The sequence below is a fragment of the Streptomyces sp. NPDC059917 genome (genome assembly GCF_042730635.1).
In the GTDB taxonomy this organism is placed as follows: domain Bacteria; phylum Actinomycetota; class Actinomycetes; order Streptomycetales; family Streptomycetaceae; genus Streptomyces.
Map to the genome: position 1 here is coordinate 1 of NZ_JBHWLC010000055.1, position 26,520 is coordinate 26,520.

At 71.2% G+C, this 26,520-nt stretch carries 25 protein-coding genes; 13 read left to right on the top strand and 12 right to left on the bottom strand.

What is annotated here, in order from left to right; genetic code table 11:
* Positions 1-58: 58 nt before the first annotated feature.
* On the bottom strand, positions 59-2,344 hold the full coding sequence (locus tag ACFWAR_RS27365) for a transglycosylase domain-containing protein (RefSeq protein WP_385782372.1): 2,286 nt from the start codon (positions 2,342-2,344) through the stop codon (positions 59-61).
* Between the two features lie 249 nt (positions 2,345-2,593).
* Between ACFWAR_RS27365 and ACFWAR_RS27370 the strand changes: the two genes are divergently transcribed.
* The 5 genes from ACFWAR_RS27370 to ACFWAR_RS27390 all read left to right on the top strand — a co-directional run bounded on the left by ACFWAR_RS27370 (position 2,594) and on the right by ACFWAR_RS27390 (position 7,436).
* Positions 2,594-3,487, top strand: a complete 894-nt coding sequence (locus tag ACFWAR_RS27370) for an SPFH domain-containing protein (protein ID WP_385782374.1) — start codon at positions 2,594-2,596, stop codon at positions 3,485-3,487.
* Positions 3,484-3,765, top strand: a complete 282-nt coding sequence (locus ACFWAR_RS27375; RefSeq protein ID WP_385782376.1) for a hypothetical protein — start codon at positions 3,484-3,486, stop codon at positions 3,763-3,765. The genes ACFWAR_RS27370 and ACFWAR_RS27375 overlap by 4 nt, the downstream gene beginning before the upstream one ends.
* Before the next feature lie 112 nt (positions 3,766-3,877).
* Positions 3,878-4,402, top strand: coding sequence for a PadR family transcriptional regulator (locus ACFWAR_RS27380; RefSeq protein ID WP_385782379.1), 525 nt, complete (start codon positions 3,878-3,880; stop codon positions 4,400-4,402).
* A complete protein-coding gene (locus ACFWAR_RS27385) occupies positions 4,399-5,085 on the top strand; it encodes an ABC transporter ATP-binding protein (protein WP_385782382.1) in 687 nt (228 codons plus the stop codon). The genes ACFWAR_RS27380 and ACFWAR_RS27385 overlap by 4 nt, the downstream gene beginning before the upstream one ends.
* Entirely contained in the window at positions 5,082-7,436 is a 2,355-nt protein-coding gene (locus ACFWAR_RS27390) for an FtsX-like permease family protein (protein WP_385782384.1), read from the top strand. Before ACFWAR_RS27385 ends, ACFWAR_RS27390 begins: the two co-directional genes overlap by 4 nt.
* Before the next feature lie 18 nt (positions 7,437-7,454).
* Here the strand turns inward: ACFWAR_RS27390 and ACFWAR_RS27395 are convergent, their stop codons facing one another.
* Positions 7,455-8,429 (bottom strand): hydrogen peroxide-inducible genes activator, encoded by a 975-nt coding sequence (locus ACFWAR_RS27395; RefSeq protein ID WP_385782387.1) that lies wholly within the window; start codon positions 8,427-8,429, stop codon positions 7,455-7,457.
* Between the two features lie 168 nt (positions 8,430-8,597).
* Here ACFWAR_RS27395 and ACFWAR_RS27400 point away from each other — a divergent pair, with 168 nt between their 5' ends.
* Positions 8,598-9,152, top strand: a complete 555-nt coding sequence (locus tag ACFWAR_RS27400) for a peroxiredoxin (protein ID WP_354379678.1) — start codon at positions 8,598-8,600, stop codon at positions 9,150-9,152.
* Positions 9,153-9,155: 3 nt separating this feature from the next.
* Positions 9,156-9,707 (top strand): alkyl hydroperoxide reductase, encoded by a 552-nt coding sequence (locus ACFWAR_RS27405; protein ID WP_385782390.1) that lies wholly within the window; start codon positions 9,156-9,158, stop codon positions 9,705-9,707.
* Between the two features lie 102 nt (positions 9,708-9,809).
* On the opposite strand, the gene ACFWAR_RS27410 is transcribed toward ACFWAR_RS27405, so the two are convergent.
* The 5 genes from ACFWAR_RS27410 to ACFWAR_RS27430 form a co-directional block, all read right to left on the bottom strand.
* Complete coding sequence (locus ACFWAR_RS27410) at positions 9,810-10,538, bottom strand: hypothetical protein (protein ID WP_385782392.1); 729 nt, start codon at positions 10,536-10,538, stop codon at positions 9,810-9,812.
* 4 nt (positions 10,539-10,542) lie between these two features.
* Positions 10,543-11,868 (bottom strand): AI-2E family transporter, encoded by a 1,326-nt coding sequence (locus ACFWAR_RS27415; RefSeq protein WP_385782395.1) that lies wholly within the window; start codon positions 11,866-11,868, stop codon positions 10,543-10,545.
* Between the two features lie 112 nt (positions 11,869-11,980).
* Positions 11,981-12,694, bottom strand: a complete 714-nt coding sequence (locus ACFWAR_RS27420) for a transglycosylase SLT domain-containing protein (protein ID WP_385782398.1) — start codon at positions 12,692-12,694, stop codon at positions 11,981-11,983.
* A 412-nt stretch (positions 12,695-13,106) separates the two neighbouring features.
* Positions 13,107-14,423, bottom strand: coding sequence for a PhoH family protein (locus ACFWAR_RS27425; RefSeq protein WP_354379683.1), 1,317 nt, complete (start codon positions 14,421-14,423; stop codon positions 13,107-13,109).
* Between the two features lie 366 nt (positions 14,424-14,789).
* Positions 14,790-15,551, bottom strand: coding sequence for an isoprenyl transferase (locus ACFWAR_RS27430; protein ID WP_385782401.1), 762 nt, complete (start codon positions 15,549-15,551; stop codon positions 14,790-14,792).
* 127 nt (positions 15,552-15,678) lie between these two features.
* On the opposite strand from ACFWAR_RS27430, the gene mgrA reads away from it, so the two are divergent.
* On the top strand, positions 15,679-16,716 hold the full coding sequence (mgrA, locus tag ACFWAR_RS27435; protein ID WP_385782404.1) for an L-glyceraldehyde 3-phosphate reductase: 1,038 nt from the start codon (positions 15,679-15,681) through the stop codon (positions 16,714-16,716).
* A gap of 142 nt (positions 16,717-16,858) precedes the next feature.
* Here mgrA and ACFWAR_RS27440 read toward each other — a convergent pair whose 3' ends face one another.
* The gene (locus tag ACFWAR_RS27440; RefSeq protein WP_385782407.1) at positions 16,859-17,587 is read right to left on the bottom strand and encodes a prepilin peptidase; all 729 of its coding nucleotides are present in this window, start codon (positions 17,585-17,587) and stop codon (positions 16,859-16,861) included.
* 132 nt (positions 17,588-17,719) lie between these two features.
* Here ACFWAR_RS27440 and ACFWAR_RS27445 point away from each other — a divergent pair, with 132 nt between their 5' ends.
* The 3 genes from ACFWAR_RS27445 to ACFWAR_RS27455 all read left to right on the top strand — a co-directional run bounded on the left by ACFWAR_RS27445 (position 17,720) and on the right by ACFWAR_RS27455 (position 20,400).
* Positions 17,720-18,118, top strand: coding sequence for a DUF192 domain-containing protein (locus ACFWAR_RS27445; RefSeq protein ID WP_385782410.1), 399 nt, complete (start codon positions 17,720-17,722; stop codon positions 18,116-18,118).
* Between the two features lie 86 nt (positions 18,119-18,204).
* Positions 18,205-18,822, top strand: a complete 618-nt coding sequence (locus ACFWAR_RS27450) for an SMI1/KNR4 family protein (protein ID WP_385782413.1) — start codon at positions 18,205-18,207, stop codon at positions 18,820-18,822.
* 294 nt (positions 18,823-19,116) lie between these two features.
* Positions 19,117-20,400, top strand: coding sequence for an extracellular solute-binding protein (locus ACFWAR_RS27455; protein WP_385782416.1), 1,284 nt, complete (start codon positions 19,117-19,119; stop codon positions 20,398-20,400).
* Between the two features lie 172 nt (positions 20,401-20,572).
* On the opposite strand, the gene ACFWAR_RS27460 is transcribed toward ACFWAR_RS27455, so the two are convergent.
* A complete protein-coding gene (locus tag ACFWAR_RS27460; RefSeq protein ID WP_385782419.1) occupies positions 20,573-21,202 on the bottom strand; it encodes a hypothetical protein in 630 nt (209 codons plus the stop codon).
* 186 nt (positions 21,203-21,388) lie between these two features.
* Here ACFWAR_RS27460 and ACFWAR_RS27465 point away from each other — a divergent pair, with 186 nt between their 5' ends.
* Entirely contained in the window at positions 21,389-22,531 is a 1,143-nt protein-coding gene (locus ACFWAR_RS27465; RefSeq protein WP_385782422.1) for a serine hydrolase domain-containing protein, read from the top strand.
* Here ACFWAR_RS27465 and ACFWAR_RS27470 read toward each other — a convergent pair.
* The 3 genes from ACFWAR_RS27470 to ACFWAR_RS27480 form a co-directional block, all read right to left on the bottom strand.
* Entirely contained in the window at positions 22,522-22,848 is a 327-nt protein-coding gene (locus ACFWAR_RS27470; RefSeq protein ID WP_385782425.1) for a nuclear transport factor 2 family protein, read from the bottom strand. The genes ACFWAR_RS27465 and ACFWAR_RS27470 overlap by 10 nt on opposite strands.
* A 136-nt stretch (positions 22,849-22,984) precedes the next feature.
* Positions 22,985-23,827, bottom strand: coding sequence for a polysaccharide deacetylase family protein (locus ACFWAR_RS27475; protein WP_385782428.1), 843 nt, complete (start codon positions 23,825-23,827; stop codon positions 22,985-22,987).
* A gap of 371 nt (positions 23,828-24,198) precedes the next feature.
* Complete coding sequence (locus ACFWAR_RS27480) at positions 24,199-25,815, bottom strand: MDR family MFS transporter (protein ID WP_385782430.1); 1,617 nt, start codon at positions 25,813-25,815, stop codon at positions 24,199-24,201.
* 115 nt (positions 25,816-25,930) lie between these two features.
* Between ACFWAR_RS27480 and ACFWAR_RS27485 the strand changes: the two genes are divergently transcribed.
* Entirely contained in the window at positions 25,931-26,506 is a 576-nt protein-coding gene (locus ACFWAR_RS27485) for a TetR/AcrR family transcriptional regulator (RefSeq protein ID WP_385782433.1), read from the top strand.
* Positions 26,507-26,520 lie beyond the last annotated feature (14 nt).

The window sequence follows — 26,520 nt, forward strand, 5'->3', positions numbered from 1 at the left end:
CGGCAGCGTTCCTGCTGCCGGGCGGCGGTCTTCGTGGTGCGTGCGCGCCCGCGGGCGCCTACGGGAAGGGCGGGAAGCCCTGGCTCCGGGTCGGCCCCGGTGTGGTGTGCCCCGGGTCCGGCGAGGAGTGGCCGGGGTCCGGGCTGGAGTGGCCGGGGTCCGGGCTGGAGCTGCGCGAGCTCGAACTCGTCGGGTTCGGGCTGCTCGACCCGGAGGAGGAGCGGCTGTTGCTCGGCGACGGGGTGCGGCTGGTCGAGGCCGAGGTGGACGGGGTGGGGCTCGGGGGCGGGGTGCCCATGTCCGCGTCCGGGAGCTCGAACTTGCTGGTGTCGACGCCCGAGAGCGCGGCCAGCGTGTACGCCTTCCAGATGGCGGCCGGGAAGCTGGAGCCGCCCGCGCGGCCACCGCCCGCGGTACCGGTCAGGGTGATCTGCTTGCCCGTCCCCGCCTCTTCACCGAACATCGCGACGACGGTGACCAGTTCCGGGGTGTAGCCGGTGAACCAGGCCGCCACGTTGGACTCGGTGGTGCCGGTCTTGCCCGCAGCCTGGTAGGCATCGCTGTAGACCTTGTTGCCCGAGCCGTCGGTGACCACTCCGGTGAGCACCTTCGTGACGGTGTCGGCGGTCGAGGTGTCGATCACCTGGTCACCGATCGGGACCACCGGCTTGTAGCTGCGCGAGTGGTTCTGCGCGCTCTTGATGATCGACGGGGTGACCTTCTTGCCGTGGTGGTCGAAGGTCGCGTAGACGCCGGCCATCTCGACGGTGCTCGCGCTCATGGTGCCCAGCGCCATGGCGGGCTTGTCGGCGGGCCAGCCCTCGCGGTCCCGCATGCCGAGGGCGAGGCCCATCTCCTTGACCTTCTGCGGCTTCGCGTCGACGGTCATCTGCGCGTAGACCGAGTTGACCGAGGAGTTGGTCGCGCTCTGCACGGTGACGTCGTGCCCGATCTGCCAGTAGTCCTGCTTGTCCTGGTTCTGCGGGGCGAAGGGGGTGTCGCTGCCGACCACCGGGCGGCCGCTGGTGCCGTCGTAGAGGGTGCTCGGGTTGATCGGCTTGCCGTCCTGCGTCTTGGCGCCGTTCTGCAGCGCGGTCGCGAGCACGACCGGCTTGAAGGTCGAGCCGGGCTGGAAGTCGGTGCGCAGGGCGTTGCTGGACCACTTCTCGGCCTGGCCGGTGCCGCCGTACATGGCGACGATGGCGCCGGTCTTGGGGTCGACCGAGGTGGCGCCCGCCTGGACGTTCTGGTCGACCGGGCGCTCCGCGGTGTTCTTGCGCTCCAGCTTGGATTCCAGCTCGTCGTTGACGGCCTTCTCCAGGGCGGCCTGCTTCTTCTTGTCGATGTTGAGCTTGATCGTCCAGCCGCCCGCGTCGATCGCGGCCTTGGGGACGCCCTGCCGGTTCAGCTCGGCGTCGGCGGCCTCCATCAGGTAGCCCTTCTGGCCCTCGCGGCCGGGGGTGGGCTTGGGCTTGATGGGTTCCTGGAACTTCAAGGTCTTGCGCTTGGCCTCGTCCAGCTTGCCCATGCCGACCATGTTGTCGAGGGTCGCGTTGAAGCGGACCATGACGAGGCGCTTGCCGTTGGGACCGGCGGTCGCCCAGTCGTAGGAGCTGGGGGCCTGCAGGACGGCGGCGAGGTAGGCGCCCTGCTCCAGGGTGAGCTTCTGCGCGTCGACGCCGTAGTACGCCTGGGCGGCGGCCTGGATCCCATAAGCACCGCGACCGAAGTAGCTGGTGTTCATGTAACCCTCCAGGATCTGGTTCTTGTCCATGTCCTGGTCGGTCTTGAGGGCGATCACCATTTCCTTGAGCTTGCGCGTCGCCGTCTGGTCCTGGTTCAGGTAGTAGTTCTTGACGTACTGCTGCGTGATCGTCGAACCACCGGCCTTGCCCTTGCCGGTCACCGTGGAGATGAACCCGCGCACCAGACCCTTGAAGTCGATGCCCTGGTCCTTGTAGAAGTTCTTGTTCTCGATCGCGATGAACGTGGTGCGCACGTCCTCCGGGACCTTGTCGAAGGGCAGGATCTCGCGGTTGTACTTGCCCGTGCGGGTCATGACGGAGCCGTCGGACCACTGGTAGACGTTGCTCTGGAGCGTCGCCTCTTCGTTGGGCTTGGGGGCGTCGACGTAGAAGTAGAGGCCGACCAGGGCCGCCATGCCGAGCAGGATCAGGCCGAAGAAGGTGCCGAGGATCTTCTTCCAGGTGAAGAACCTGCGTATGCCGGTCTTCTTGCCCGCGCCCGCACCGCTCTTGCCGCGGTCGCTCTTCGACGCGCGACCGCGCGACGCGCGCCGCGTCCCGCGCTGCTGCTGCGCCCGTCGCGCTTCTGCTCGGCCCATCGCTCCCGCTCCGCTCAATTACCCCCGACGTCAGCTCAGAAAGCTAACACCGCAGGCTGTGACAAGGGCTGCACAATCCCGATCAATAACGGTCAATTCGGACGTGAGAATCAGCACCCGCGCCCTATGAACCGACGCCTAGGAGACCAGAAGAGTTGCGGTGCGCCAAAAAAGTGATATCACTTTGCTAGGGAGTCCGACCGGCTCCCCTTGAGTGAAACGGGGCGAACCATGACGAACATCACTGAAATGCCGGCGCCACAGGTACGGGAGTTCACCGCGAAGAGCGTGGGCGGCGGGCTCGCGCTGCTGCTCGGACTGCTGGGACTGCTGCTCGGTGCGGGCCTGATCGCCACCGGCGCCGTCCTCACCGCCGTGGGCGCCAAGGCGGGCCTGATCGCCCTCGGCGTCGTCGTCGTCCTCGGCTCGCTCTACGGCATGTGCGGGCTCAACACGGTCGCGCCGGGCGAGGCCCGCGTGGTCCAGCTCTTCGGCCGCTACCGGGGCACGATCCGCACCGACGGCCTGCGCTGGGTCAACCCGCTGACCTCCCGCGAGAAGATCTCCACCCGCGTGCGCAACCACGAGACGGCCGTCCTGAAGGTCAACGACGCCTACGGCAACCCGATCGAGCTGGCCGCGGTCGTCGTCTGGAAGGTGGAGGACACCGCGCGCGCCCTCTTCGAGGTCGACGACTTCACCGAGTTCGTCGAGACCCAGACCGAGGCCGCCGTCCGCCACATCGCGATCGAGTACCCCTACGACGCCCACGACGAGGGCGGTCTCTCCCTGCGCGGCAACGCCGAGGAGATCACCGAGAAGCTCGCGGTCGAGCTGCACGCCCGGGTCGAGGCGGCCGGCGTCCACATCATCGAGTCCCGCTTCACGCACCTCGCCTACGCACCCGAGATCGCCTCGGCCATGCTCCAGCGCCAGCAGGCCGGCGCGGTCGTCGCGGCCCGTCGCCTGATCGTCGAGGGCGCCGTGGGTATGGTCGAGCTGGCCCTGACCCGCCTGCAGGAGGAGGACGTCGTGGACCTCGACCCGGACCGCAAGGCCGCCATGGTCTCCAACCTCATGGTGGTGCTCTGCGGGGACCGCGCGGCCCAGCCCGTCGTGAACACCGGAACCCTCTACCAGTGAGGGCGGGCGGCGAGCCGCCGGTCCCCGACGGGGCCGGCGAGGACGACCGACCGGCGGCCACGGGCCCGGCCCGGCGCGCGGCCCGCAAGCAGGTGCTGCTGCGGCTCGACCCGCAGGTGTACGACGCCCTCGCCCGCTGGGCCGGGGACGAACTGCGCAGCGCCAACGCCCAGATCGAGTTCCTGCTCCGCCGCGCGCTCGCCGAGTCCGGACGGCTCCCCTCCGCACCGGGCCCGATGCCCCGCCGCGGGCGCCCCCCGAAGGCGACCCCCGAATAGGCGACCCGCGCGAACGCCCCCGGCCCACCGGCCCGGGGGCGTTCGCGCACCCGCTCCCGGCCCCGCGCCCCTCGTATGCGGACGGCGTGTGCGCCGTGGGTAGAGTCGCTCCATGTCCATAGGTCACACACTGCTCGGCCTCCTGGAGGCCGGGCCGCGCCACGGCTACGACCTCAAGCGCGCCTTCGACGAGAAGTTCGGCCAGGGGCGGCCGCTCGCCTACGGCGAGGTCTACGCGACCATGGCCCGGCTCCTGGAGAACGGCCTCGTCGAGGTCGACGGCGTCGAGGGCGACGGCGGTCCGGAGCGCAAGCGGTACACCATCACGGACGCCGGGATCACCGATGTCGAGGTCTGGCTGGGATCCCCGGAGAAGCCCGAGTCCTACCTCCAGTCGACCCTCTACACCAAGGTCGTACTGGCCCTGCTCACCGGCCGCAGCGCCGAACAGCTCCTCGACACCCAGCGCGCCGAGCACCTGCGCACCATGCGCCTGCTGACCAACCGCAAGCGCAAGGGCGACCTCGCCGCCCAACTGATCTGCGACCACGCCCTCTTCCACCTGGAAGCCGACCTGCGCTGGCTGGAGCTGACCGCGGCCCGCCTGGACCAGCTCCGCCACGAGGTGCGCCCGTGATCCCCGACGGTTCGCTGCTCGGCGCCGAAGGGCTGCACAAGTCCTACGGCTCCAACTCCGCCCTGATCGGCGCCGAGTTCTCCATCCACCCCGGCGAGGTCGTGGCCGTCATGGGACCCTCCGGCTCCGGCAAGTCGACGCTGCTGCACTGCCTGGCCGGGATCGTCGCGCCGGACGCGGGGACCATCACCTACGCCGGACGCGAGCTGTCCGCCATGAACGACGCCCAGCGCAGCGCCCTGCGCCGCAGCGAGTTCGGCTTCGTCTTCCAGTTCGGCCAGCTCGTGCCGGAGCTGACCTGCCTGGAGAACGTGGCCCTGCCGCTGCGCCTGAACGGCGTGAAGCGCAAGCAGGCCGAGGCCACCGCCCTGGCCTGGATGACCCGGCTGGAGGTCGAGGACATAGCCGCCCAGCGCCCCGGCGAGGCCAGCGGCGGCCAGGGCCAGCGCGTCGCGATCGCCCGCGCCCTGGTCACCAGCCCCCGGGTGGTCTTCGCCGACGAACCCACCGGCGCCCTGGACACCCTCAACGGCGAACTGGTCATGCAGCTGCTCACCGAAGCCGCCCGGGCCGCCAGCACCGCGGTCGTCCTGGTCACGCACGAGGCCCGGGTCGCCGCGTTCTCGGACCGCGAGGTCGTCGTGCGGGACGGCAGGACGCAGGACATGGAGCGCATCGTATGACCGCTGCGCAGGGCTGGACCCGCGACCTCCTCATGGGCGCCCGGTTCGCCCTGAACGGCGGCCGCCAGGGCTGGACCCGCACGCTGCTCACCGGCATCGGCGTCGGGCTCGGCGTCGCCCTGCTGCTGGTCACGGCCGCGCTGCCGAGCGCGCTGACCGCCCGTACCGACCGCGGCGACGCCCGCACGAACATGTCGCTGACCGGCCCCGAGCGCCCCCGCCCGGAGACCTTCCTCATCGCGCGGACCGGCCAGGAGTACCACCACCAGTCCATCGAGGGGTTCCGCATCAAGGCCGAGGGGCCGAACGCCCCCGCCCCGCCCGGCCTCTCCCGGTTCCCCCGCCCGGACGAACTCGCCGTCTCCCCCGCCCTGGACGCGCTGCTGAGGTCCGCCGACGGGCAGCAGCTCCGCGAGCGCTTCGGGGCCAAGTCCTTCACCCTGATCGGCGACGCGGGCCTGGTCGGCCCCGGCGAGCTGTTCTTCTACGCGGGCACCGACGACCTGCGCACCAACGGCGCCCGCTACGGGCAGGTCCAGCGCTACGACGCCTTCGGCGCCGACGACGAGGACGACCGGCTCGACCCGGTCCTGGCCCTGATGGTCCTCCTGACCTTCGTCGCCCTGCTGATGCCGGTCACCGTCTTCATCGCCGCCGCCACCCGCTTCGGCGGCGAGCAGCGCGACCGCCGCCTCGCCGCGCTCCGCCTGGTCGGCGCCGACGTCTGGATGGTGCGCCGGATCGCCGCGGGCGAGGCGCTGGCCGGGTCCGTCTTCGGCCTGGGCCTGGGCGTCCTCTTCTTCCTCGCCGCGCGGCAGTTGGTCGGCAGCCCGGCGCTGGGGCGGCGCGGCGTCTTCCCCGCCGACCTCGACCCGAGCCCCTGGCTGGCGGCGCTCGTCGCCGTCGCCGTGCCGCTGCTCTCGGTCGCGGTCACCCTGTTCACCCTGCGCGGCGTGGGCATCGAACCGCTGGGCGTCGTACGGGCCGCGCCCCCCGTCAAGCGGCGGATCTGGTGGCGGCTGCTGCCTCCGCTCGGCGGGATCGCGCTCCTCGCGCCCCTGGCGAACCGGAACTCCGGCGACCCGGCGCGCTTCAACCAGGGCCAGGTGGGCACGGGCGTCGTCCTGCTGCTCGTGGGCATCACGGCCGTGCTGCCCTGGCTGGTCGAGCGGAGCGTCTCGCGGCTGTCCCGCGGCCCCGTCTCCTGGCAGCTCGCGGTGCGCCGCCTCCAGGTCGCCAGCGGTACGGCGGCCCGGCTGGTCAACGGCGTCGCGGTCGCGGTGGCCGGGGCCATCGCGCTGCAGGTCCTCTTCGCCGGCACCGAGTCCGCGTACACCGCCCTCATCGGCGTCGACCCCTCGCGGGCCCAGATGGCCGTGACCGCGGACCGCCAGCCCGGGTCCGACCTGCGGATCGAGGACATCGCCGCGAAGGTCGCGCAGGCCGAGGGCGTCACCAAGGCCGTCGCCCTGACCAGGATCAGCGCGGGCACCACGGTGCCGGCCGAGGGTTCGAGCGTCCAGATCACCGTGGGCACCTGTGACGCGCTGCGCGAGGTCGCGGTGATCCAGACCTGCGCCGAGGGCGACTCCTTCGCCCTGGCGGAGAGCACGAACCCGGACGGAAGGTCGTACGACGCCCCGCCCGCGGCCGGCACCAAGCTCTTCGCGGGCGCCGTGTCGGGAGAACCGGACGACGGCAAGCCGGTCGAGTGGACGGTCCCCCGGGGCATCCGGAAGGTCTCGAGCCGCCCCGACCCGGACGGGGGCCTGAACACCGGCCTGCTGGCCACCCCGTCCGCCGCACCGCGGGTGGCCGACGCCCAGGTCTTCGCGAACGTGTACGTGCTGCTCGACCCGGCGGTGCCGGAGGCGGTGGAGAACGTCCGCACGGCCGCCTACCGGGCGGACCCGCTCGCCCGGGCGTACCAGCTCCAGTACTCCAAGACCAACGGCCAGTACGACGCCATCCGGGCCGGGTTGTACATCGGTTCCGTGCTCGTGCTGGTGCTGATCGGGCTGAGCCTGCTGGTGGCGCAGCTGGAGCAGCTGCGCGAACGGGCGCGGCTGCTGTCCTCGCTGGTCGCCTTCGGCACCCCCCGCCGCACGCTGTGCCTGTCGGTGCTGTGGCAGACGGCGCTGCCGATCGCGCTGGCCCTGGTCCTCGCCAGCGCCGTGGGCCTGGCCCTGGGCTCGGTCCTGTTGCGGATGACGGGGCTGCCCGTGCTGATCGAGTGGAACGTGGTGCTGGCGATGGTCGGGGCCGGTGGCGCCCTGGTCCTCCTGGTGACGCTGCTCAGCCTGCCGCCGCTGCTGCGGATGATGCGACCGGACGGCCTGCGGACCGAGTGAGAGCCGCGGCCCCGCGGCCTACTCGGCGGTCCAGACGGGGAGCGGGCGCACCGCGTGCCGCAGCGACTGCGCGACGGCCCGGAACTCCTGCGCCCGGGCCGTGCCCGTCCGCATCGCCAGCGCGATCCGGCGCGACGGCGCGGGTTCGGCGAAGTACCCGGTGGCGAGGTACTCGTTGCGGGTGGTCTCCAGCCGCAGCGCGGTGCGCGGCAGCAGGGTGACGCCCAGGCCGCCCGCGACGAGCTGGACGAGGGTGGAGAGCCCGGCGGCGGTCGTGGTGACGTCCGCGCCCTCGCCGCGCCCGGCCTCGCGGCAGATGTCCAGGGCCTGGTCCCGCAGGCAGTGCCCCTCGTCGAGCAGCAGCAGTTGGAGCTCGCGCAGCGCCTCGCGCGGGATGTCCCGGCGCCCCGCGAGCGGGTGTTCGCGCGGGACCAGCAGCACGAAGTCCTCGTCGAAGACCGGGACTTCGGTGACCCCGGGCACCCCGAGCGGTACCGCGAGCAGCAGCAGGTCGAGGCGGCCGCCGGTGAGCCCCTCCAGCAGCGAGGAGGTCTGCTCCTCGTGGACCTGGAGGTCCATCAGCGGGTAGCGGCGCTGGAAGAGCCCGAGGACGGTCGGCAGCAGGTAGGGGGCGACGGTGGGGATCACCCCGAGCCGGAGCACTCCGGTGAAGGGGGCCCGTACCGCCTCGGCCTCCTCCATCAGCGCGGCCATGGACTCCAGGACCACCTTCGCGCGGGCGGCGATCCGCTCGCCCGCCGCGGAGAGCAGCACCTTGCGGGTGGTGCGCTCCAGGAGCTGGACGCCGACGGCCTCCTCCAGCGCGGAGACGGCGCCGGACAGGGCGGGCTGGCTCATCCCGATGGCGGCGGCCGCGTCCCGGAAGTGCAGGTGCTCCGCGACGGCCGCGAAGGCGCGCAGCTGGGCGAGCGTGGGCTGTTTCGAGCCACCCTTCGGGCCGGACTTCGCGCCGATCTTGGCAGGGGCCGACACGGCGCCCTTCGTTCCACTCTTACTGGCAGCCACTGATAGGTACCTCCGATCACCCACCACAAGAGTAGCTATTTCTGTAATCAATCCAGGTGTGCCAGCATGTGAGATCCGTCCAACCCCCTCGGAAAGCCCCCAAAAAGGCCACTTTCCCTCCCGCTTGGAGTGCGCGTGCTCACTGTCGGTGACAAGTTCCCCTCGTACGATCTGACCGCTTGTGTCTCCCTGGAGGCCGGTAGCGAGTTCGCCCAGATCGACCACAAGGCCTACGAGGGCAAGTGGCGCGTGGTGTTCTTCTGGCCGAAGGACTTCACCTTCGTCTGCCCGACCGAGATCGCCGCCTTCGGCAAGCTGAACGACGAGTTCCTCGACCGCGACGCCCAGATCCTCGGCGTCTCCGGCGACTCCGAGTTCGTCCACCACGCCTGGCGCAAGGACCACGCCGACCTGCGTGACCTGCCCTTCCCGATGCTGGCCGACTCCAAGCACGAGCTGATGCGCGACTGCGGCGTCCAGGGCGAGGACGGCTTCGCCCAGCGCGCCGTCTTCATCATCGACCCGAACAACGAGATCCAGTTCACGATGGTGACCGCCGGTTCCGTGGGCCGTAACCCCAAGGAGGTCCTGCGGGTCCTCGACGCCCTGCAGACCGACGAGCTGTGCCCCTGCAACTGGAACAAGGGCGAGGGCACCCTCGACGCCGGCGCGCTGCTGGCCGGTGAGTGACCCGTGTCCCTCGACACGCTGAAGTCGGCCGTCCCGGACTTCGCCAAGGACCTGAAGCTGAACCTCGGTTCGGTCATCGGCAATCAGGACAAGCTCTCGCAGCAGCAGCTGTGGGGCACCGTCCTGGCCTGCGCGATCGCCGCCCGCTCCCCGCGCGTCCTGCGTGAGCTGGAGCCGGAGGCCAAGGCGAACCTGTCCGCGGAGGCCTACACCGCGGCCAAGTCCGCCGCCGCGATCATGGCGATGAACAACGTCTTCTACCGCACCCGGCACCTGCTCTCCGACCCGGAGTACGGCACGCTGCGCGCGGGCCTGCGGATGAACGTCATCGGCAACCCGGGCGTCGAGAAGGTCGACTTCGAGCTGTGGTCGCTCGCGGTCTCCGCGGTCAACGGCTGCGGCCAGTGCCTGGACTCGCACGAGCAGGTCCTGCGCAAGGCCGGCGTCGACCGCGAGACGGTGCAGGAGGCCTTCAAGGTCGCCTCGGTGATCCAGGCCGTCGCGGTCACCCTCGACGCGGAGGCCGCGCTCGCCGAGGCCACCGCCACCGTGTAACACCCCCACGGATCCGCGCCACCGCGCGTGCACCGCACCGGGCCCCGCCGCCGTCACCACGGCAGCGGGGCCCTTTGTGCGTGCGGCCGCGGGTGCGCGCGGCTACTTCTTCAGGGCCGCCATCAGGTCGCGCATGTCGGAGATCATCGCCGCCTCGATCGGGGCGTAGTCGACGGTGTCGCCCGCCCCGGGGTCCCGCGCCTTGACGCTGACCGACACGACCGACAGCGAGAACACCGCGCCGCCGTCCAGCACCCTCAGCTCGGGCCCCTGGCCGTCGTTCGTCCGGGCCAGCACGGCCCGTTCGCCGAGGTCCGGCACCGGGATCCGGTCCCCGGCGTTCGTGAGCGACATCCAGGGACTCTCGACGCCGAACTCCGGCTCCGGGTCGGTCTTCTTGTGCAGCTGCACGGACGCCCACACGTTGTAGGTGACGTCCCGGTCCGTGTCGGACGGGCTGCCCATCATGCACATCGCCCAGCCCATCGCCGGATGGTCGGCGGTCTGACTGGTCGGGTTGCCCGAGCGCAGGTCCCCGACGGCGGCGGTGAGCGCCTTGGCCTTGAGCGCGTCGCACAGCTTCTCCGGCAGCGCGTAGGCCATCGGCGGCGCGTCCGGCCGGTCCCCGAGGGCGTAGAGGGAGCCCGCCCAGAGCGCGGAGGCCACGACCGCCCCGCCCAGGGCCCACGCCCACCGGCCGCCCCGCACGGCGCGCCGACCGGCGCCTCCGGGGCCCTCGGCGAGGTCCTGTGCGGGCGACCCCGGTGGCCCCTCGGCCGAGCCCGTCACCTCGGTCGTCCAACCGGCGTCGGCCTCGGGCTCGGATATCACTGTGCTACTCCCCCTGTTCGACCGCTGCCCGGTCGACGGCCGTCGCCCCGTGCGGGCCCGGTCCGAACTGCGCGTCCTGTTCCCTGGAATACACCCGCAGGTAGCCGACGACCGTGTTGGTGACGGCCACCAGCGGTACGGCGACCACGGCGCCCCCGATACCGGCGATCATGCCACCGGCGGCCACCGAGAGCACCACCGCGAGCGGGTGCACCCGTACCGCCCGGCCCAGGATGAAGGGCTGGAGCACGTGCCCCTCGATCTGCTGCACGGCCAGGACGACGGCCAGCACCATCAGGCCCGTGAACGGGCCCTGGGTCACCAGCGCCACGACCACCGCGAGGGCTCCCGAGATGACCGCGCCGACCAGCGGGATGAAGGCGAACAGGAAGATGAAGACGGCCAGCGGCACCGCCATCGTCACGTCGAGGAACCACAGGCCCAGGCCGATGAAGATGGCGTCGATGAGGGCCACGATGACCGTGCCCCGCACGTAGGCGGTCAAGGTGCGCCAGGCGCGCGGACCGGCGCCCGCGACCCCGGCGCGCGCGGCGGTGGGCACCAGGCCGAGGACCCACTGCCAGATCTTCTTGCCGTCGTACAGCAGGAAGAGGGTGGAGAACATGGCGAGCAGGATGCCCGTCAGCACCTCGACCATCACCGTGACGCCCTGGAGCCCGGCGGAGGTGATCTCCTGGGTGTTGGTGCCGATGGTGTCGCTGAGGTTCTTGGCGATGTCGTTGATCTGCTGCTCGGTCACGTGGAACGGGCTGTTGAGGGCCCACCGCTTGAGCTCCTCGATGCCGTCGCGGACCCGCGCGGAGAGCTGGTCGAGGTTCTCCATGACCTGCCAGACCACGAACCAGCCGACCAGCCCGATGATCACGAAGCCGAGGATGGCGGTGACGGCGGTGGCGAGCCCGCGGGGCAGGCCCAGCCTGCGCAGCCGGACCACGAAGGGCTGGAGCAGCGCGGTGACGAGCAGGGCGGCGGCGAAGGCCAGCACCACGAGCCTGACCTCGCTGATCACCTTCATCACGACCCAGAGCATCCCGGCGACCAGCAGCAGCCGCCAGCTGACCTCCGCGGCCACCCGCATCCCCCAGGGCACCACGGCCACCGGGTCGGGCCGCAGGCGCGCCGACACGGGATCGGCCGCGCCGGGACCCGCGGGCGCCTCGGCGCCGGCGCCCCGGGCCGCCGTGCGCGCCGCGGCGGGCGCCGGTTCCGCGTTCTCCGCCTCCACCTCGGCCCGGCGCTCGTCCAGCTTCGCCTCGACCTGGCTCAGCCCTCTGCCCACTCTGCCCAGCCAGGCTGACCACTTCGACATGTCGTCCCTTTCCCCCCGCCCGTCCCTACGCGACCCCGACGACGGTACACGCGAGGAGCCCCGCACCGTAGGACGGTGCGGGGCTCCTCGGGGTTGAGCGGGGGGGTGCGGCCTAGTACCAGTCGTTGGCCTGGTGGAAGGACCAGGCGCCACACGGGCTGTTGTACCGCTCGTTCATGTAGTTCAGGCCCCACTGGATCTGCGTGGCCGGGTTGGTGCGCCAGTCGGAGGCGACCGAGCTCATCTTCGAGCCGGGCAGGGCCTGGACCAGACCGTAGGCACCCGAGCTGGAGTTGACGGCCTGGTAGTTCCAGGTCGACTCGGCGTCGACGATGTTCGAGAAGCACTGGAACTGCGACGCCGGCACGATCTGGCGCGCGATCGCCTTGACGTCGGCGATCGTGTAGGAGCTCTTCGGGGTGAAGGAGGAGGCGTCGCGGCCGGCCGAACGGCTGGCGACCTCGTCCTTCTCCTCGCGCTCCTTCTTCGCCTTCGCCTCGGCGTCCGACTTCTCCTTGGCCACGGCCTCGGACTTCTTGTCCTTGGCGTCCTTGGCGGCCTGGACGCGCGCGGCTTCCTCGGTCGAACGCTTGGCGTCGGTGTCGGCGGCGTGCGAGAGGGCGTCGGCCTGCTGCGTCAGCGAAGCGTTCTGCACACGGGCCTGCTCGCCCGCGGGAATGTCTGCGAGGAGAGTCGCTCCCGACGCGGTCGTCTCGAGGTTGTTCGAGTTCTGGGGGTCGCCTGTGGCAACACCCACGACGGCGCCGACGGTGGTGACCGCGGTGGCTGATGCCACGGCGAATCCCCTGACCGAGATGCGGCTCACACGGTGTCCTTCCAGCAGCGTCCGGACGGTGACCTCGGGGACGCAGGAGTGCCCCTGACGCTGGCCTCCATGGTCTGTGGTCACGGGAGGCGCGGGCCCGTGGGCAACTCCCTGGTTCGGGAGTGCCACATGGTGCTTGCGGGCGGCATACGGCGGTCGTCTGTGGAGTTGTTGCTGAGCTGTGCAGCCACGAGGGATACACGTGTGCCGTATGCGGGGCCTTACGGAAACCAGACTCTGCCGGACCTCGACGCCGCGAGGCAATTCTCCGTTGCGTGGGAAAGGTCACACCTGCCGCGACGCCGTTGTTTTCGGCGAAGCCCTGTGCAGCGGTGCGCCGCCCGGCTAGGCTCCTTCGCCTTTGCCGGACGGCGCCAACTTCCGTACCGCTATGGGTCCTTTCGGATTGTTTTCAGAGCGTTTCCAGCATCTCCGTGACGAGGGCGGCGATGGGCGAACGCTCGGAGCGGGAGAGCGTGATGTGGGCGAAGAGCGGATGGCCCTTCAACTTCTCGACCACGGCCACCACTCCGTCGTACCGGCCGACCCGCAGGTTGTCCCGCTGGGCGACGTCATGGGTCAGCACGACCCGACTGTTCGCCCCGATCCGGGACAACACGGTCAGCAGGACGTTGCGTTCCAGCGACTGGGCCTCGTCCACGATCACGAAGGCGTCGTGCAGCGAGCGCCCCCGGATGTGCGTGAGCGGCAGCACCTCCAGCATCCCGCGGCCCAGCACCTCCTCGATGACGTCCCGTCCGGCGACCGCCGAGAGCGTGTCGAACACCGCCTGGGCCCAGGGGCTCATCTTCTCGGCCGCGTCACCGGGGAGGTAGCCGAGGTCCTGGCCGCCCACCGCGTACAGCGGCCGGAAGACCATCACCTTCTGGTGCTGGCGGCGCTCCAGCACGGCCTCCAGGCCCGCGCAGAGCGCGAGCGCGGACTTGCCGGTACCGGCCCGGCCCCCCATGGAGATGATCCCGATCTCCGGGTCGAGCAGCAGGTCCAGCGCGATGCGCTGCTCGGCGCTGCGGCCGTGCAGCCCGAAGGCCTCGCGGTCGCCCTTCACGAGCCGCACGTTGCCGTCGGCGGTGACCCGGCCCAGCGCCTTGCCGCGCTCGGACTGGATGACCAACCCGGTGTGCACGGGCAGTTCCGCCGCCTCCGGGACGTACAGCCGGTCCTCGGAGTAGAGGAGGTCCACCTGCTCGCCGGAGAGGGCGATCTCGCTCATGCCGGTCCACCCGGCATCGGTGATGGCGAGTTCCGCCCGGTACTCCTCGGCGATCAGCCCCACGGAGGAGGCCTTGATGCGCAGCGGGAGATCCTTCGACACGACCGTGACGTCGTACCCCTCGGCCTGGAGGTTGCGGGCGACCGCGAGGATCCGCGAATCGTTGTCCCCCAACCTGAAGCCCGCGGGCAGGATGCCCGGATCGGAGTGGTTGAGCTCGACACGCAGGGTGCCGCCGAGATCGCCCAGCGGGATGGGGGCGTCGAGGCGACCGTAGCGAACGCGGAAGTCGTCGAGCAGGCGCAGCGCCTGCCGGGCGAAGTAGCCGAGTTCGGGATGGTGCCGCTTGGCCTCCAGCTCGGTGATCACCACGATCGGGAGCACGACCTCGTGCTCGTCGAAGCGGGAGATCGCGTTGGGGTCTGCCAGCAGGACGCTGGTGTCGAGGACGTAGGTCCGCCTGTCGGGCAGGCGGCGCTTTGTGCTGGTCACCACGGAAGGACGTACCCCCTCGGAAGAGGTCGGGCCATGAAGACCGGACCGGTCATCGGCCGCCGTGCCAGGGCCGAACACCGGCCCTCCAATCCGTCCGTGCGAACCGCACGCGCGTCCTGGTGCAAAGGGCCTCCCGGGCGGACGGCCCTGTGCCGCCCGCTGAGACTCGACACCCGTGGACCGGGCGTCGACCTGCATGGGGTATGCCCTCGAACACGCACTGCCATGCCACGGCATATGACGGACGCTCGGTGAATCCCTGGTGAAGGCCGCGGGTGGGGCGCGTGGGGGCGGGGCGCGCACGCGCACCGGGCCCCGGACGGAGTCCGGGGCCCGGTGTCGTGGCGGGGTGGGGAGCGGTCGGGATCAGGTCCCGTAACGCCGGTGACGTGCCGCGTAGTCGCGCAGCGCGCGCAGGAAGTCCACCTTGCGGAAGGCCGGCCAGAACACTTCGCAGAAGTAGTACTCGGAGTGGGCGCTCTGCCAGAGCATGAAGCCGGAGAGCCGCTGTTCACCGCTGGTGCGGATCACGAGGTCCGGGTCGGGCTGGCCCCGGGTGTAGAGGTGCTCGGCGATGTGGTCGATGTCGAGGATCTCGGCCAGCTCCTCGAAGGAGGTGCCCTTCGAGGCGTGCTCCAGGAGCAGCGAGCGCACCGCGTCCGCGATCTCCTGGCGGCCGCCGTAGCCGACCGCGACGTTGACCAGTATTCCGCCGCGGTCGAGGGTGGCCTCCTCGGCCTCCTTGAGCACGGTCTGCGTGCGGGAGGGCAGCAGGTCCATGTTCCCGACGTGGTGGACGCGCCAGCGGCCGTCCGCGGCGAGGCCCCGCACGGTGTTCTCGATGATCGTCAGCAGCGGGCCGAGCTCGTTCTCGGGTCGGTCGAGGTTGTCCGTGGAGAGCATCCACAGGGTCACGACCTCGACGTCCGACTCGTCGCACCAACCGAGCAGCTCGGAGATCTTCTCGGCCCCGGCCTGGTGGCCCTGTTCCGTGGTGCCCCCGGAGGCCTTGGCCCAGCGCCGGTTACCGTCCAGGATGACGCCGATGTGCTTGGGCGCCGCGTCATGGTCGATGCGGCCTTCCACCCGGCGTGCGTAGAGCCTGTACACCAGGTCGCGCAGATTCACGATCTTCCAGCCCCTCCGTGCAATGCCCCCGTGCGAATTGCGGTCCCCCTCAAGGCCGCAACATTACTGCGCTTGCGGGGGCCTCACCCAACTCGGTCTGTCACAGGTCCGTGATAGGGAGGACAACGTGACTGATACCAATCCCTATCGGGCAGAGCCTTCGCGCTACGACTCCATGACGTACCGCCGCTCGGGCCGCAGCGGCCTCCGGCTCCCCGAGATCTCCCTCGGCCTCTGGCACAACTTCGGGGACGACGCGTCCCTGGGAAACCAGCGCGCGATCCTGCGGCGGGCCTTCGACCTCGGCGTGACCCACTTCGACCTGGCCAACAACTACGGGCCGCCCCCCGGCTCCGCCGAGCTGAACTTCGGCAAGATCTTCGCCCAGGACTTCGCGTCCCACCGCGAGGAGCTGGTCCTCTCCACCAAGGCCGGCTACCTGATGCACGCCGGCCCCTACGGGGAGTGGGGCAGCCGCAAGTACCTGCTCGGCTCCCTGGACGCGTCCCTGAAGCGGATGGGCGTGGACTACGTCGACATCTTCTACTCGCACCGCTTCGACCCGCACACCCCGCTGGAGGAGACCATGGGCGCCCTCGCGTCCGCGGTCCAGCAGGGCAAGGCGCTGTACGTGGGCGTCTCCTCCTACACGGCCGAGCAGACGGTCGAGGCGGTGCGGATCCTGCGCGACCTCGGCGTGCGACCGCTGATCCACCAGCCCTCGTACTCCATGATCAACCGCTGGACGGAGGAGGACGGGCTGCTGGACGCGCTGGAGGAGGCCGGCATGGGCTGCATCTCCTTCGCGCCGCTGGCCCAGGGCCTGCTGACCGGCAAGTACCTCAAGGGCATCCCGGAGGGCTCGCGGGCCACCCAGGGGAAGTCGCTCGATCCGGACCTGCTCTCGCAGGACGTGGTCCGGCGCCTGAACGGCCTGAACGACATCGCGGTCCGGCGCGGGCAGTCGCTGTCGCAGCTGGCGCTGAACTGGGTGCTGCGCGACGAGCGGATGACCTCGGCGCTGATCGGGGCGTCCAGCGTGAGGCAGCTGGAGGAGAACGTGGCCGCCCTGGGGGCCGCGCCGCTCTCGGAGGAGGAGTTGAAGGAGATCGATTCCTTCGCGGTCTCGACTCCGGGGACCAACATCTGGGCCCAGCGGGGATGACCTGCGCGTTCCCCGCACCCTCGGGTCCGGGGGACCGGAGAAGAAAAACGGGCCGGTCCGTGGGGGGGATACGGACCGGCCCGAGGGGGGGGTTCCACCATAACCCTTCGTAAAGCCTGCTGCGTGCATTGGCGCGCCAGGATTACGCTCCGAAACCGCCGAGCAGCATTCCGGTGAGCGCTCCGGCGGCCATGAAGGGCCCGAAGGGGAAGGGGTCCCGACCTCGCGCCCGGCCCCGCAGCACAAGGCCGAGGCCGTACAGGGCCCCGTAGAGGAGGCCCAGGAAGGCGCCGGTCGCCCATACCCCCCACCCGTACCACCCAAGAGCGACCCCGAGCGGGAGCGCGAGCTTGACGTCCCCGAAGCCGAGTCCGGCCGGGTTGACGACGAAGAGCACGAGGTACGCCGCCCCGAGCGCGCCCCCGCCCAGCAGCGCGAGCGGCCAGGACCCGGCGGTCCCCGGCAGCAGGGCCGCCACCCCGAGCAGCGCGGCCACCGCGGCCGCCAGCGGCAGGGTCAGCACGTCGGGCAGCCGGTGCACGGCCAGGTCCACCAGGGCGAGCAGGAGCGGTACGGGCGCCAGCGCCACGAAGACGGCCGTCTCCGGCCGGGCCCCGGCGGCCGCGGCCAGTGCCGCGCAGACCAGCGCGGCGAGTACGGCCGTACGGGGGGCGCTCGGCCCGTACGGGCGGCCCGAGCACCGCGCGGGCCCGAGCCAGCCGCGCGCCCCGCGGCCCAGCGGGTGCCCCCGGGGGCAGCTCGCCCGCCACGGCTCCTCGGGCTCGACCCCGAGCCGGTAGGCGGCCAGCGGCAGGAGCAGCCCGGCGGCCGCGCCGTAACCGGCGGCAAGGATGATCACGACCACGCCCATCCCGCCGACCGTAGGCCCCCGCGCCCCCGGGGTCATGGGCCCGGGGACCCATGGCCCGGCCGCGCGCCCCGGCGGAGACTGGTCCCGGCCGGGGCCCCGCCGGGGCGCGCGGCCGGGAAACGAGGGATGCGGATGGCACGGCGTTGGCAGGACGGACCGGGCGCGCTCGACCTCCCGGAGGGCGGCGCGGTCGCCCTGGAGATCGCGGCCTCCTACCGCGCGCGGACCCGGGGGCTGCTCGGGCGGGACGGGATCGGGGGCGCGCTGCTGCTGACCCCGGCGGCCGGCGTGCACACCTTCGGGATGCGCTTCGCGATCGACGTGGCCTACCTGGACCGGCGGCTGCGGGTCCTGGCGGTGCGCACGATGGTCCCGGGCCGGCTCGGGCTGCCGCGGCCGCGCGCGCGGCACGTGCTGGAGGCGTCGGCGGGGGCGATGGCGGGCTGGGGACTGCGGCGGGGCGTGAGCGTGCGGGTGCGCGCGGAGGGCGGGACGGCGGGCGGGGCGGAGGGCGGGTCCGTCCCCGGCTGAGCACGGCACTGGGACCGGCCCGCGGCGCGGGGTAGGTTGGGACGGTTGGGCATCGGGCGGGGTGCAGGGATCGTCGGGGAGCGGACGTGGCGGAGAACGCGCGGGTCAAGGCGTTGGAACAGATCATGTCCGCCACGCACGGGGCCGACGAGGACATCGACTGGCCGGCCGCCGAGGCGGTCTGGGGCACCCGCTTCCCCGCCGACTACGTCGCCTTCATGGGGCGCTTCGGCGCGGGCACCATCAACGGCGAGGCGGGCATCCTGCTGCCGCTGCCCAAGCCGGGACCGCAGTGGGATCCGGCCGAGATGGCCGAGGAGACCGCGAACGCCCGCGCCCTGTGGGCGGCGGAGGGCGGCCGGGCCGCCTTCGACGTCGATCCGGAGTCGATCCTGGCCTGGGGCGTGGTCGGCGGCGCCGACATCCTGTGCTGGCTGACCACCGACCCCGACCCGGACCGCTGGCCGGTGCTGGTCTGCGGGCGGCACACCGCCGACGTCTTCGCGGTGTACCCGTACGGCATGGCGGAGTTCCTGCTGCGGATGTGCTCGGACGAGTTCGACATGAGCCCCGTCGGCATCACCTTCTGGGACGGCGAGCAGCTCGGCTTCGTGCACTGGCGCAAGGCCCAGCGCCGCTGGCAGGAGGGCCGCAACCCCGAGACCGGCGAGCCGGACCCGTACGCGGGCGACTTCGCGAACTGACGGCCGCTTCGCGCCACCCGCGGCGCCGGCGCGACCACCTCCCCGGAAAAGCCCGTTTCCCGACCGGAAACGGGCTTTTCGGCATGTCTACGCGCGTCCGAATTGTTGATCACATATCGGAAAACACCATTGCGAAATCCATTGCTTGGAGCATTGCCCACAAGTAGTGCCCCAATGGAATCAATCGCCCTCCACCAGGAGAGAATTCCGGCCAACGGGCCGTGCGGGGACACCCCGACCCGGAGCAACCCATAAGTAACGTCGGGCTACAAAAGAAACTCGGGGAATTCTCTCGTGCGACGAAGAACATTCGGCGCGGCCGCGGGCGCGGCCGTGCTCGGACTCCTGCTCCCGCTCACCGGCTGCGGTTCCACCGCAGGTGGCGGTGGGGACGCCGTGACGCTGCGGCTGGTCGCCGCCGAATACGGAGACGGCCCGAGCACCAGCTCGAAGGCCTTCTGGGACAAGATGTCGGACTCCTTCACCACCGCGCATCCGGGCATCAAGGTCGAGGTCAGCCTGCTGCCGTGGGCGGACATCGACCGCGAGGTCAGCAAAATGGTGAAGGCGGGCAAAGCACCCGACATGGCCCTCATGGGCGGGTACTCCGACTTCGCGGCCCAGGGCAAGCTCTACTCGGCCGAGGAACTGCTGTCGGTCACCGCCGAGGCGAACTTCCTGGCGCCGCTGGCCGAGGCGGGCTCGGTCGGCAACACCCTCTACGGCCTGCCCTTCGTCGCGAGCAGCCGGCTGCTCTTCTACAACCAGGCCCTCTTCGCCAAGGCCGGGGTGGGCGCCCCGCGGACCTGGTCGGAGCTCAAGAGCGCGGCCAAGGCGCTCAAGGACAAGGGCGTGAAGTACCCGTACGCCCTGCCGCTGGGCCCCGAGGAGGCGCACGCGGAGGCGATGATCTGGGAGCTGAGCAACGGCGGCGGCTACGCCGACAGCAGCGGCAACTACAGCCTGGCCGCCGACGCGAACGTCGAGACCTTCCGCTGGATCAAGGACAACCTGGTCGTCCCGGGCCTGCTCGGGCCGGTGCCGCCCGCCCAGTTCAACCGCCAGGACGCCTTCGCCGCCTTCCTGCGCGGCGAGGTCGGCATGCTCAACGGCTACCCCTCGCTGCTCCACGAGGCGAAGGCCAAGGGCATCGGCGTCGGCACGGTGACCATGCCGGTCAACGACGCCCTGGGCAGCGGCGAGACCCCGCCGGCCGTCGGCGTCGCCGACTGGATGATGGCCTTCAAGCAGAACGGCCACCGCGAGCAGATCGGTCAGTTCCTGGACTTCGTCTACCAGGACAAGAACCTGAGCGACTTCGCCGGCCGCTACCACCTGCTGCCCTCCACCATCTCGGCGTCGCGCACCCCGGCGGGCGGCGGCCTCGACAAGGGCGACGAGCAGTTCCTGACCGCCCTGCGCGGCGCTCAGCTCTACCCGGTCAACGACCCCTCCTGGGTGACCGTCAGCGACACCATCAAGCGCAACATCGGCCGCGCCGTGGACCCCGCCGGCGACCCGAAGGGCGTTCTGGAGGGCATCGCGGAGAAGGCCCGCGAAGCGTCCAAGCGCCACTGAACCCGGCGCGTCCCGCCTGTTCGGCCCTGACATCAGGGACCTTCGGCCCGGTTCCACCACCCCCCGCGTGCGCCAGGATGGCTGTCACGGCACTCGATCCGAGGCCGCAGCCCGGTCGCCCGCACCGCGCCCACAAGGCGCGCGGGGCGACGGGCCACCGCGACCGCGGCCGCTAGTGCCTTGCGTTGTCGCCGGCGAAGGCGGTGCGGTACTGCTCGCAGCTGGAGTTCCAGCGCAGGCTGCCGTTCACGGTGCCGTAGCCGGTGCGGGTCGCCGACCACTCCACCGTGTACTCCCCCGTGTCACAGGCGATCCTCTTGTCCCCGCCGATCGTGGCGCGGCCGTTGGCCGGGCGGTCCTTGGACTCGCTGCGGACCTTCGCCACCTCGGTCCCGTCGGCCCTGCGCACCACCGCGTACAGCGTGATGGGGTGCTTGCCGTTCTTGGTGGTGACCGCCTTCTTCACCAGCGTGGAGTCCGAGATGGCCCACGCGAACTCGAACTTCGGCTGCCAGGCCAGCGTCTTGGGGTCGGCCTTCTGCGCCTCCCACTCCGGGGCGCCGGCCGGGCCCGGGACCGTCCTCGTCTCGTACTGGACGCCGGGGTGGAAGCGCAGCTGCCCCTCCAGCTTGTGCATCTCGTCCTTGGTCCAGCGGGACTTCATCGCCTTCTCGCCACCGGCCGGGTCCTGGAGGTACGACGACCCCTCGGCCGCCGCGGCCGCCGCGCCCTCGACGAGAGCGGGCACGAGGGCCGCGGCGGCGGCGGCGAGGGCGACGGCGGCGATACGGGTGCGCTTCATGCGCTGCCCAACGGGCCCCCGGGGCGGGCCGGAACGACACCGGGCGCGCGTTCACCCGTACGGGAGCGCACCGAGGTGACGGACTGCGCCGCGACAGGAATATGACCCCACCGGCGCTCGTTGGGGCAGCTGAAGACCAGACGGTACGAAGCGATCACGGATCCGCGGATCCGACAGGGGGACGACATGGCGGTACAGGTGGACGGAACGGTGGCGGCGGGCTGGGAGCCGGTGCGGGAGGCGTTCGCGGCCTTCGTGCTGGCCGAGGAGACCTCTCCGGAGGCGCAGCTGGCCGTGTACCACCGGGGGAGCCGCGTGGTGGACCTGTGGGCGGGCGAGGACACCACGGCGGAGACCCTGACCGGCGTCTACTCCATCACCAAGGGCGCGGCCCACCTGGTCGTGGCCCTGCTCGTGCAGGAGGGCGTACTGGACCTGGAGCGTCCGGTGGTGGAGTACTGGCCCGAGTTCACCGGGGACGGCAAGGAGCGCCTGACGCTGCGCCAGCTGGTCTCGCACCAGTCCGGCCTGATCAACACTCCCGAGGGCTTCACCCTCGACGAGGTCGCGGACGACGCGCTGGTCGCCGCCCGGCTCGCCGGGCAGAAGCCGTACTGGGAGCCGGGAACGGGCTACGGCTACCACGCCTTCGTGATCGGCGCGCTGACCGGCGAGGTCGTGCGCCGGGCCACCGGCAAGAGCCTGCGGGAGGTCTACGAGGAGCGGATCCGCGCGCCCTACGGGCTGGACCTGTACATCGGGCTCCCCGCGGAGCTGGAAGCGCGCTGGAAGCCGGTGCTGCCGCAGGTCCCGACGGCCGCGGGGCTGGCCGCGCTGGCGGGCGGCCCGCCGCCGCCGGCGCTGATGGAGACCGCCTTCAACTGGCACACCCGGCCCCCGATGGACCTGGTGGCCTACGCGAACCACCCCGCGGTGAAGTCGCGGGGTCCCGCGTCGGCGGGCGGCATCGGCACGGCGCGCGGCGTCGCGGGGATGTACGCGGCGGCGATCGGCGAACAGGCCGGGCTGCCCGCGCTGCTGAAGCCGGAGACGGCCGCCGAGTTCGCGAAGCTGCACACCCCGGGTGACGACCTCGTGACGCCGGAGAAGGATCATTTCGGACTGGGCTTCGAGCAGCAGCCGCAGGTCGGACCGCAGGCCTTCGGCCACTGCGGCGCCGCGGGGGGTCTCGGCTTCGCCGACCCGGTGACCCAGGTGGCGTACGGGTACACGCGCCGCCGCTTCGGCTTCCCGGGCGGCGCGTCCCCGGAGAACGTCCCGCTGACGGCGGCGGTGCTGGCCTCGGCCCGGGCGGCCGCTCAGGCCTGACCGGTCTCGAAACGGCTGATCGAGCCCGCGCCGTCGACCACGAACCGCCAGGCGGTGCGCATCTCCCCCCAGGTGGAGTTGCGGTAGTTCACGACGAGGGCCGTTCCGTCGTCGGACTCGGACTCGACGTCCATGTGCCCGTCGCAGGAGAAGATCTCCTTCTCGGTCCACTGGTGGACGTCGCGGTCCGAGCCGTCGTCGGACATGGTCGCGTCGGGGGTCAGGACCGCGAAGACCGCGGCCCTGTCCCCCGCGTTGACGGCGGTTACGAAGGCCCTGACGGCGGGGTCGGTCAGCTGGTCGGGCGAGAGGGCCACGGGAGTCTCCTGGGCTGCGTGCGTACGGGCGGGACGTACGGGGATCCGTACGCCGACCAGGGAACACCGGGGCCGGGGCCCGCGCACCGACCCTCACCCGTTCGGCAGCCGACGGCGTGTCAGGGCGTGGTGCGGGTCAGGGCGTGGTGCGGACCGGGAAGCCGGTGGGGCGACCCTGCTCCGCCAGCCGGGTCAGTACCTCGTCGAGGGCCTCGACGGTCTGCTCGCGGTTGCCGCCGCCGTCGTGGAAGAGGACGGTGGGGCCGCTGCGCAGCCCCTGCTCGACCGTCTTCACGATCGCGTCGCTGCCGGGCTTCTTGAAGTCCTTCGTGTCGACGTTCCAGCCGAGGGGGCGCATGCCCGCGGCGGCCGCGAGCGACCGGCTCTCGGGGGTGAACGCCCCGCCGGGCGCCCGGTAGTACTCGACCTCGGCGCCGCCCCCGGCCGCGTCCTCGATCAGCTTCTTCGCGTCCAGGATCTGCCGCTTCTGGTAGTCCACCGGCTTCTTGGCCATCGAGATGTCGTGGTCCATGGTGTGGTCGCAGAGCCGGTGGCCGTCCGCGACGACCTGCTTCACCAACTCCGGGTGGGCCTTGGCCTGTGGCCCGATCATGCAGAAGGTCGCCTTCGCGCCGTGCTTGCGGAGCACCTCCAGGACCTTCGGGGTCCAGGTCGGGTCGGGGCCGTCGTCGATGGTGATGTTGACGGCGTTCCCGCCCGCTTCCGAGGCGTGGGCGATGGTGTCGGGGACCTGGCCCGGGGCGTTCGGGGCGTTCGGGGCGCCGGGGGCGGCGGGGGCGTCGGGCGCGTCCTTCTGGCGGGACACGTTCTGGTGGTTGGGCGGGTCGCCCGGGCCGTGCCCGGACGGTACGAGCGTCGCCACGCCCCACACCGTGGCCGCGACGGCCGCGGCCGCTGCCGCCACGGCTATCCGGGCCCGAACCCCTCGCTGCGCCATGTGACTCGTGATGCGTTCCATGAACCGTCCACTCCCCATCCGCCTTTGCAGGTCCTGTGAGGGAGGATGACGGTGAACCACGGCCGGTTCCAGCTGCTTTGACCATAAAATCTACGTATAGGGCACAAGTGACCTTGGTCCTTGATCGTCCCTTTTCAGGTCCCATGGGGAACCGCACCACATGTACGGACACTCCTACCCCGCGGGGCGGCGCCCCAAGCCCGCGGCGGGGCCGGGCGGTTCACCCGGCGACGCGCCGCTGGCCGGTGCGCGGGCGTGGTCGCGGTCGCCGTCGCCGTCGCGTCGCCGTCGCCGGAGTACGTGACCGCACGCGAAAAGGCCCGGCCCCCGTGGATCCGTCCATCCACGGGGGCCGGGCTTCGCGGCAGGTATCAGTGGGCCACGGAGGCCTGCGCGGCGGCCGCGGCCGCGGCGCCCTTGTCCGTGCCCGCGTCCTTGCCGCCGCCGGCGGCGGGGCCGGCGCCGCGCAGCGGCACCTCCTTGACGAACCAGGCGGCGATGAAGCCGATCAGCGCGATGCCCGCGCCGAGCAGGAACGCGGAGTGCGTACCGGCGGCCACCGCGTGCTGGTACGCCTCGCGCACCACGGACGGCAGCTGCGCCAGGTGCGCCGCGTCGAGCTGCGCGGAGCCGGACTTGGCGGCGGCGGCCGGGCCGAGCCGGTCGGTCATGGTCTGCGTGACCTGGCTGGTGAACAGCGAGCCCATCAGGGCCACGCCGAAGGAGCCGCCGAGCGTGCGGAAGAGGGTCGCGGAGGAGGAGGCGACGCCCATGTCCTTCATCTCGACGCTGTTCTGCGCGACCAGCATGGTGATCTGCATCAGGAAGCCGAGGCCGGCGCCGAGGACCGCCATGTAGACGCCGGACATCAGTCGGCTGGTGCCGGTGTCCATCTGCGAGAGCAGGAACAGGCCGACGACCATCAGCGCGCCGCCCGCGATCGGGAACATCTTGTACTTGCCGCTGCTGGTGGTGACGCGGCCGGCGATCAGCGAGACGACCATCATCGACAGCAGCATGGGCAGGAGCAGCAGGCCCGAGTTGGTGGCCGAGGCGCCCTGGACGGACTGCTGGAAGAGCGGCAGGTAGAGCACGCCGCCGAACATCGCGAAGCCGGTCAGGAACCCGATCACCGACATGAGGGTGAAGTTGCGGCTGCGGAAGATGTGCAGCGGCATGACCGGTTCGGCGGCGCGGGTCTCGACGAAGAGGAAACCGGCGATGGAGACGATGCCGACGGCGATCAGGCCGATGATCTCGGCGGAGCCCCAGGCGTACTCCGTACCGCCCCAGGTGGTGACGAGGACGGTGGAGGTGATCGCGAGGGTGAGCAGGGCCGCACCCAGGTAGTCGATCTTGCCCTGCGTCTTCTTCTTGGGGAGGTGCAGGACGGCGGTGACCATCGCGAGGGCGACGACGCCCAGGGGCAGGTTGATGTAGAAGGACCAGCGCCAGCCCCAGTGGTCGGTGATGGTGCCGCCGATCAGCGGACCGCCGATCATCGCGAGGGCCATGACGCCGGCCATCATGCCCTGGTACTTGCCGCGCTCGCGGGGCGGGATGAGGTCACCGATGATCGCCATGACGCCGACCATCAGGCCACCGGCGCCGAGGCCCTGGATCGCGCGGAAGCCGATGAGCTCGCCCATGTTCTGGGCCATGCCGCTGAGCACGGAGCCGATCAGGAAGATCACGATGGAGGTGAGGAACGAGCCCTTGCGCCCGTACATGTCGCCGAGCTTGCCCCAGATGGGGGTGGAGGCGGCGGTGGCGAGGGTGTAGGCGGTGACCACCCAGGAGAGGTGCTCCAGGCCGCCCAGTTCGCCGACGATGGTCGGCATCGCGGTGCCGATGATCATGTTGTCCAGCATCGCCAATAGCATGGCGATCATGAGCGCGAGCAGTACGACGCGCACACTGCGCGGCTTGGCTCCGCCCTCGGGCGCCTCCGTCCCCACTCCGGGCTCCGCCTGTGTCGTCTTGCTCATGTCGTCCGCTCCCCGATGACACCCGGGCACTTACTTGCCGCCCGGCTAGTTCACTACACTGGGGAAACTAGACCCGTAACTAGCCGGGCGTCAAGTAAGTAATTGGAGCGTGCCCATGTCCAGCAGTCCGCAGCCGCGCCGTGGCAACACGCGCCAGCTCATCCAGGACGTCGCACTGGAGCTCTTCGCCGAGCAGGGGTACGAGAAGACGTCACTACGGGAGATCGCGGAGCGACTCGAGGTCACGAAGGCGGCGCTGTACTACCACTTCAAGACCAAGGAGGAGATCCTGATCAGCATCTTCGACGACACGACGCGCCCGATCGACGAACTGATCGCCTGGGCCGGGGAGCAGCCGCGCACGCTGGCGACGAAGAAGGAGATGCTGCGCCGCTACAGCGAGGCGATGTGCTCGGGCGGCCAGCTCTACCGCTTCATGCAGGAGAACCAGGCGACGATGCGCGAGCTGAGCATCGGCGAGACCGTCAAGAAGCGGATGCTGAAGATGGTCGACCTGCTGCGCACCGACGAGGCCCCGCTGCCGAACCAGGTGCGCTGCGTCAGCGCGATCTTCACGCTGCACGCGGGAATGATGTTCCTCCAGCACGTGGAGGCCGACCCGGAGGAGACCCGGCTGGCCGCCCTGGAGGTCGCGATGGACCTGATCACGCGCGCGCACGAGGAGGGGTAGGCGGCGTCCGGCGG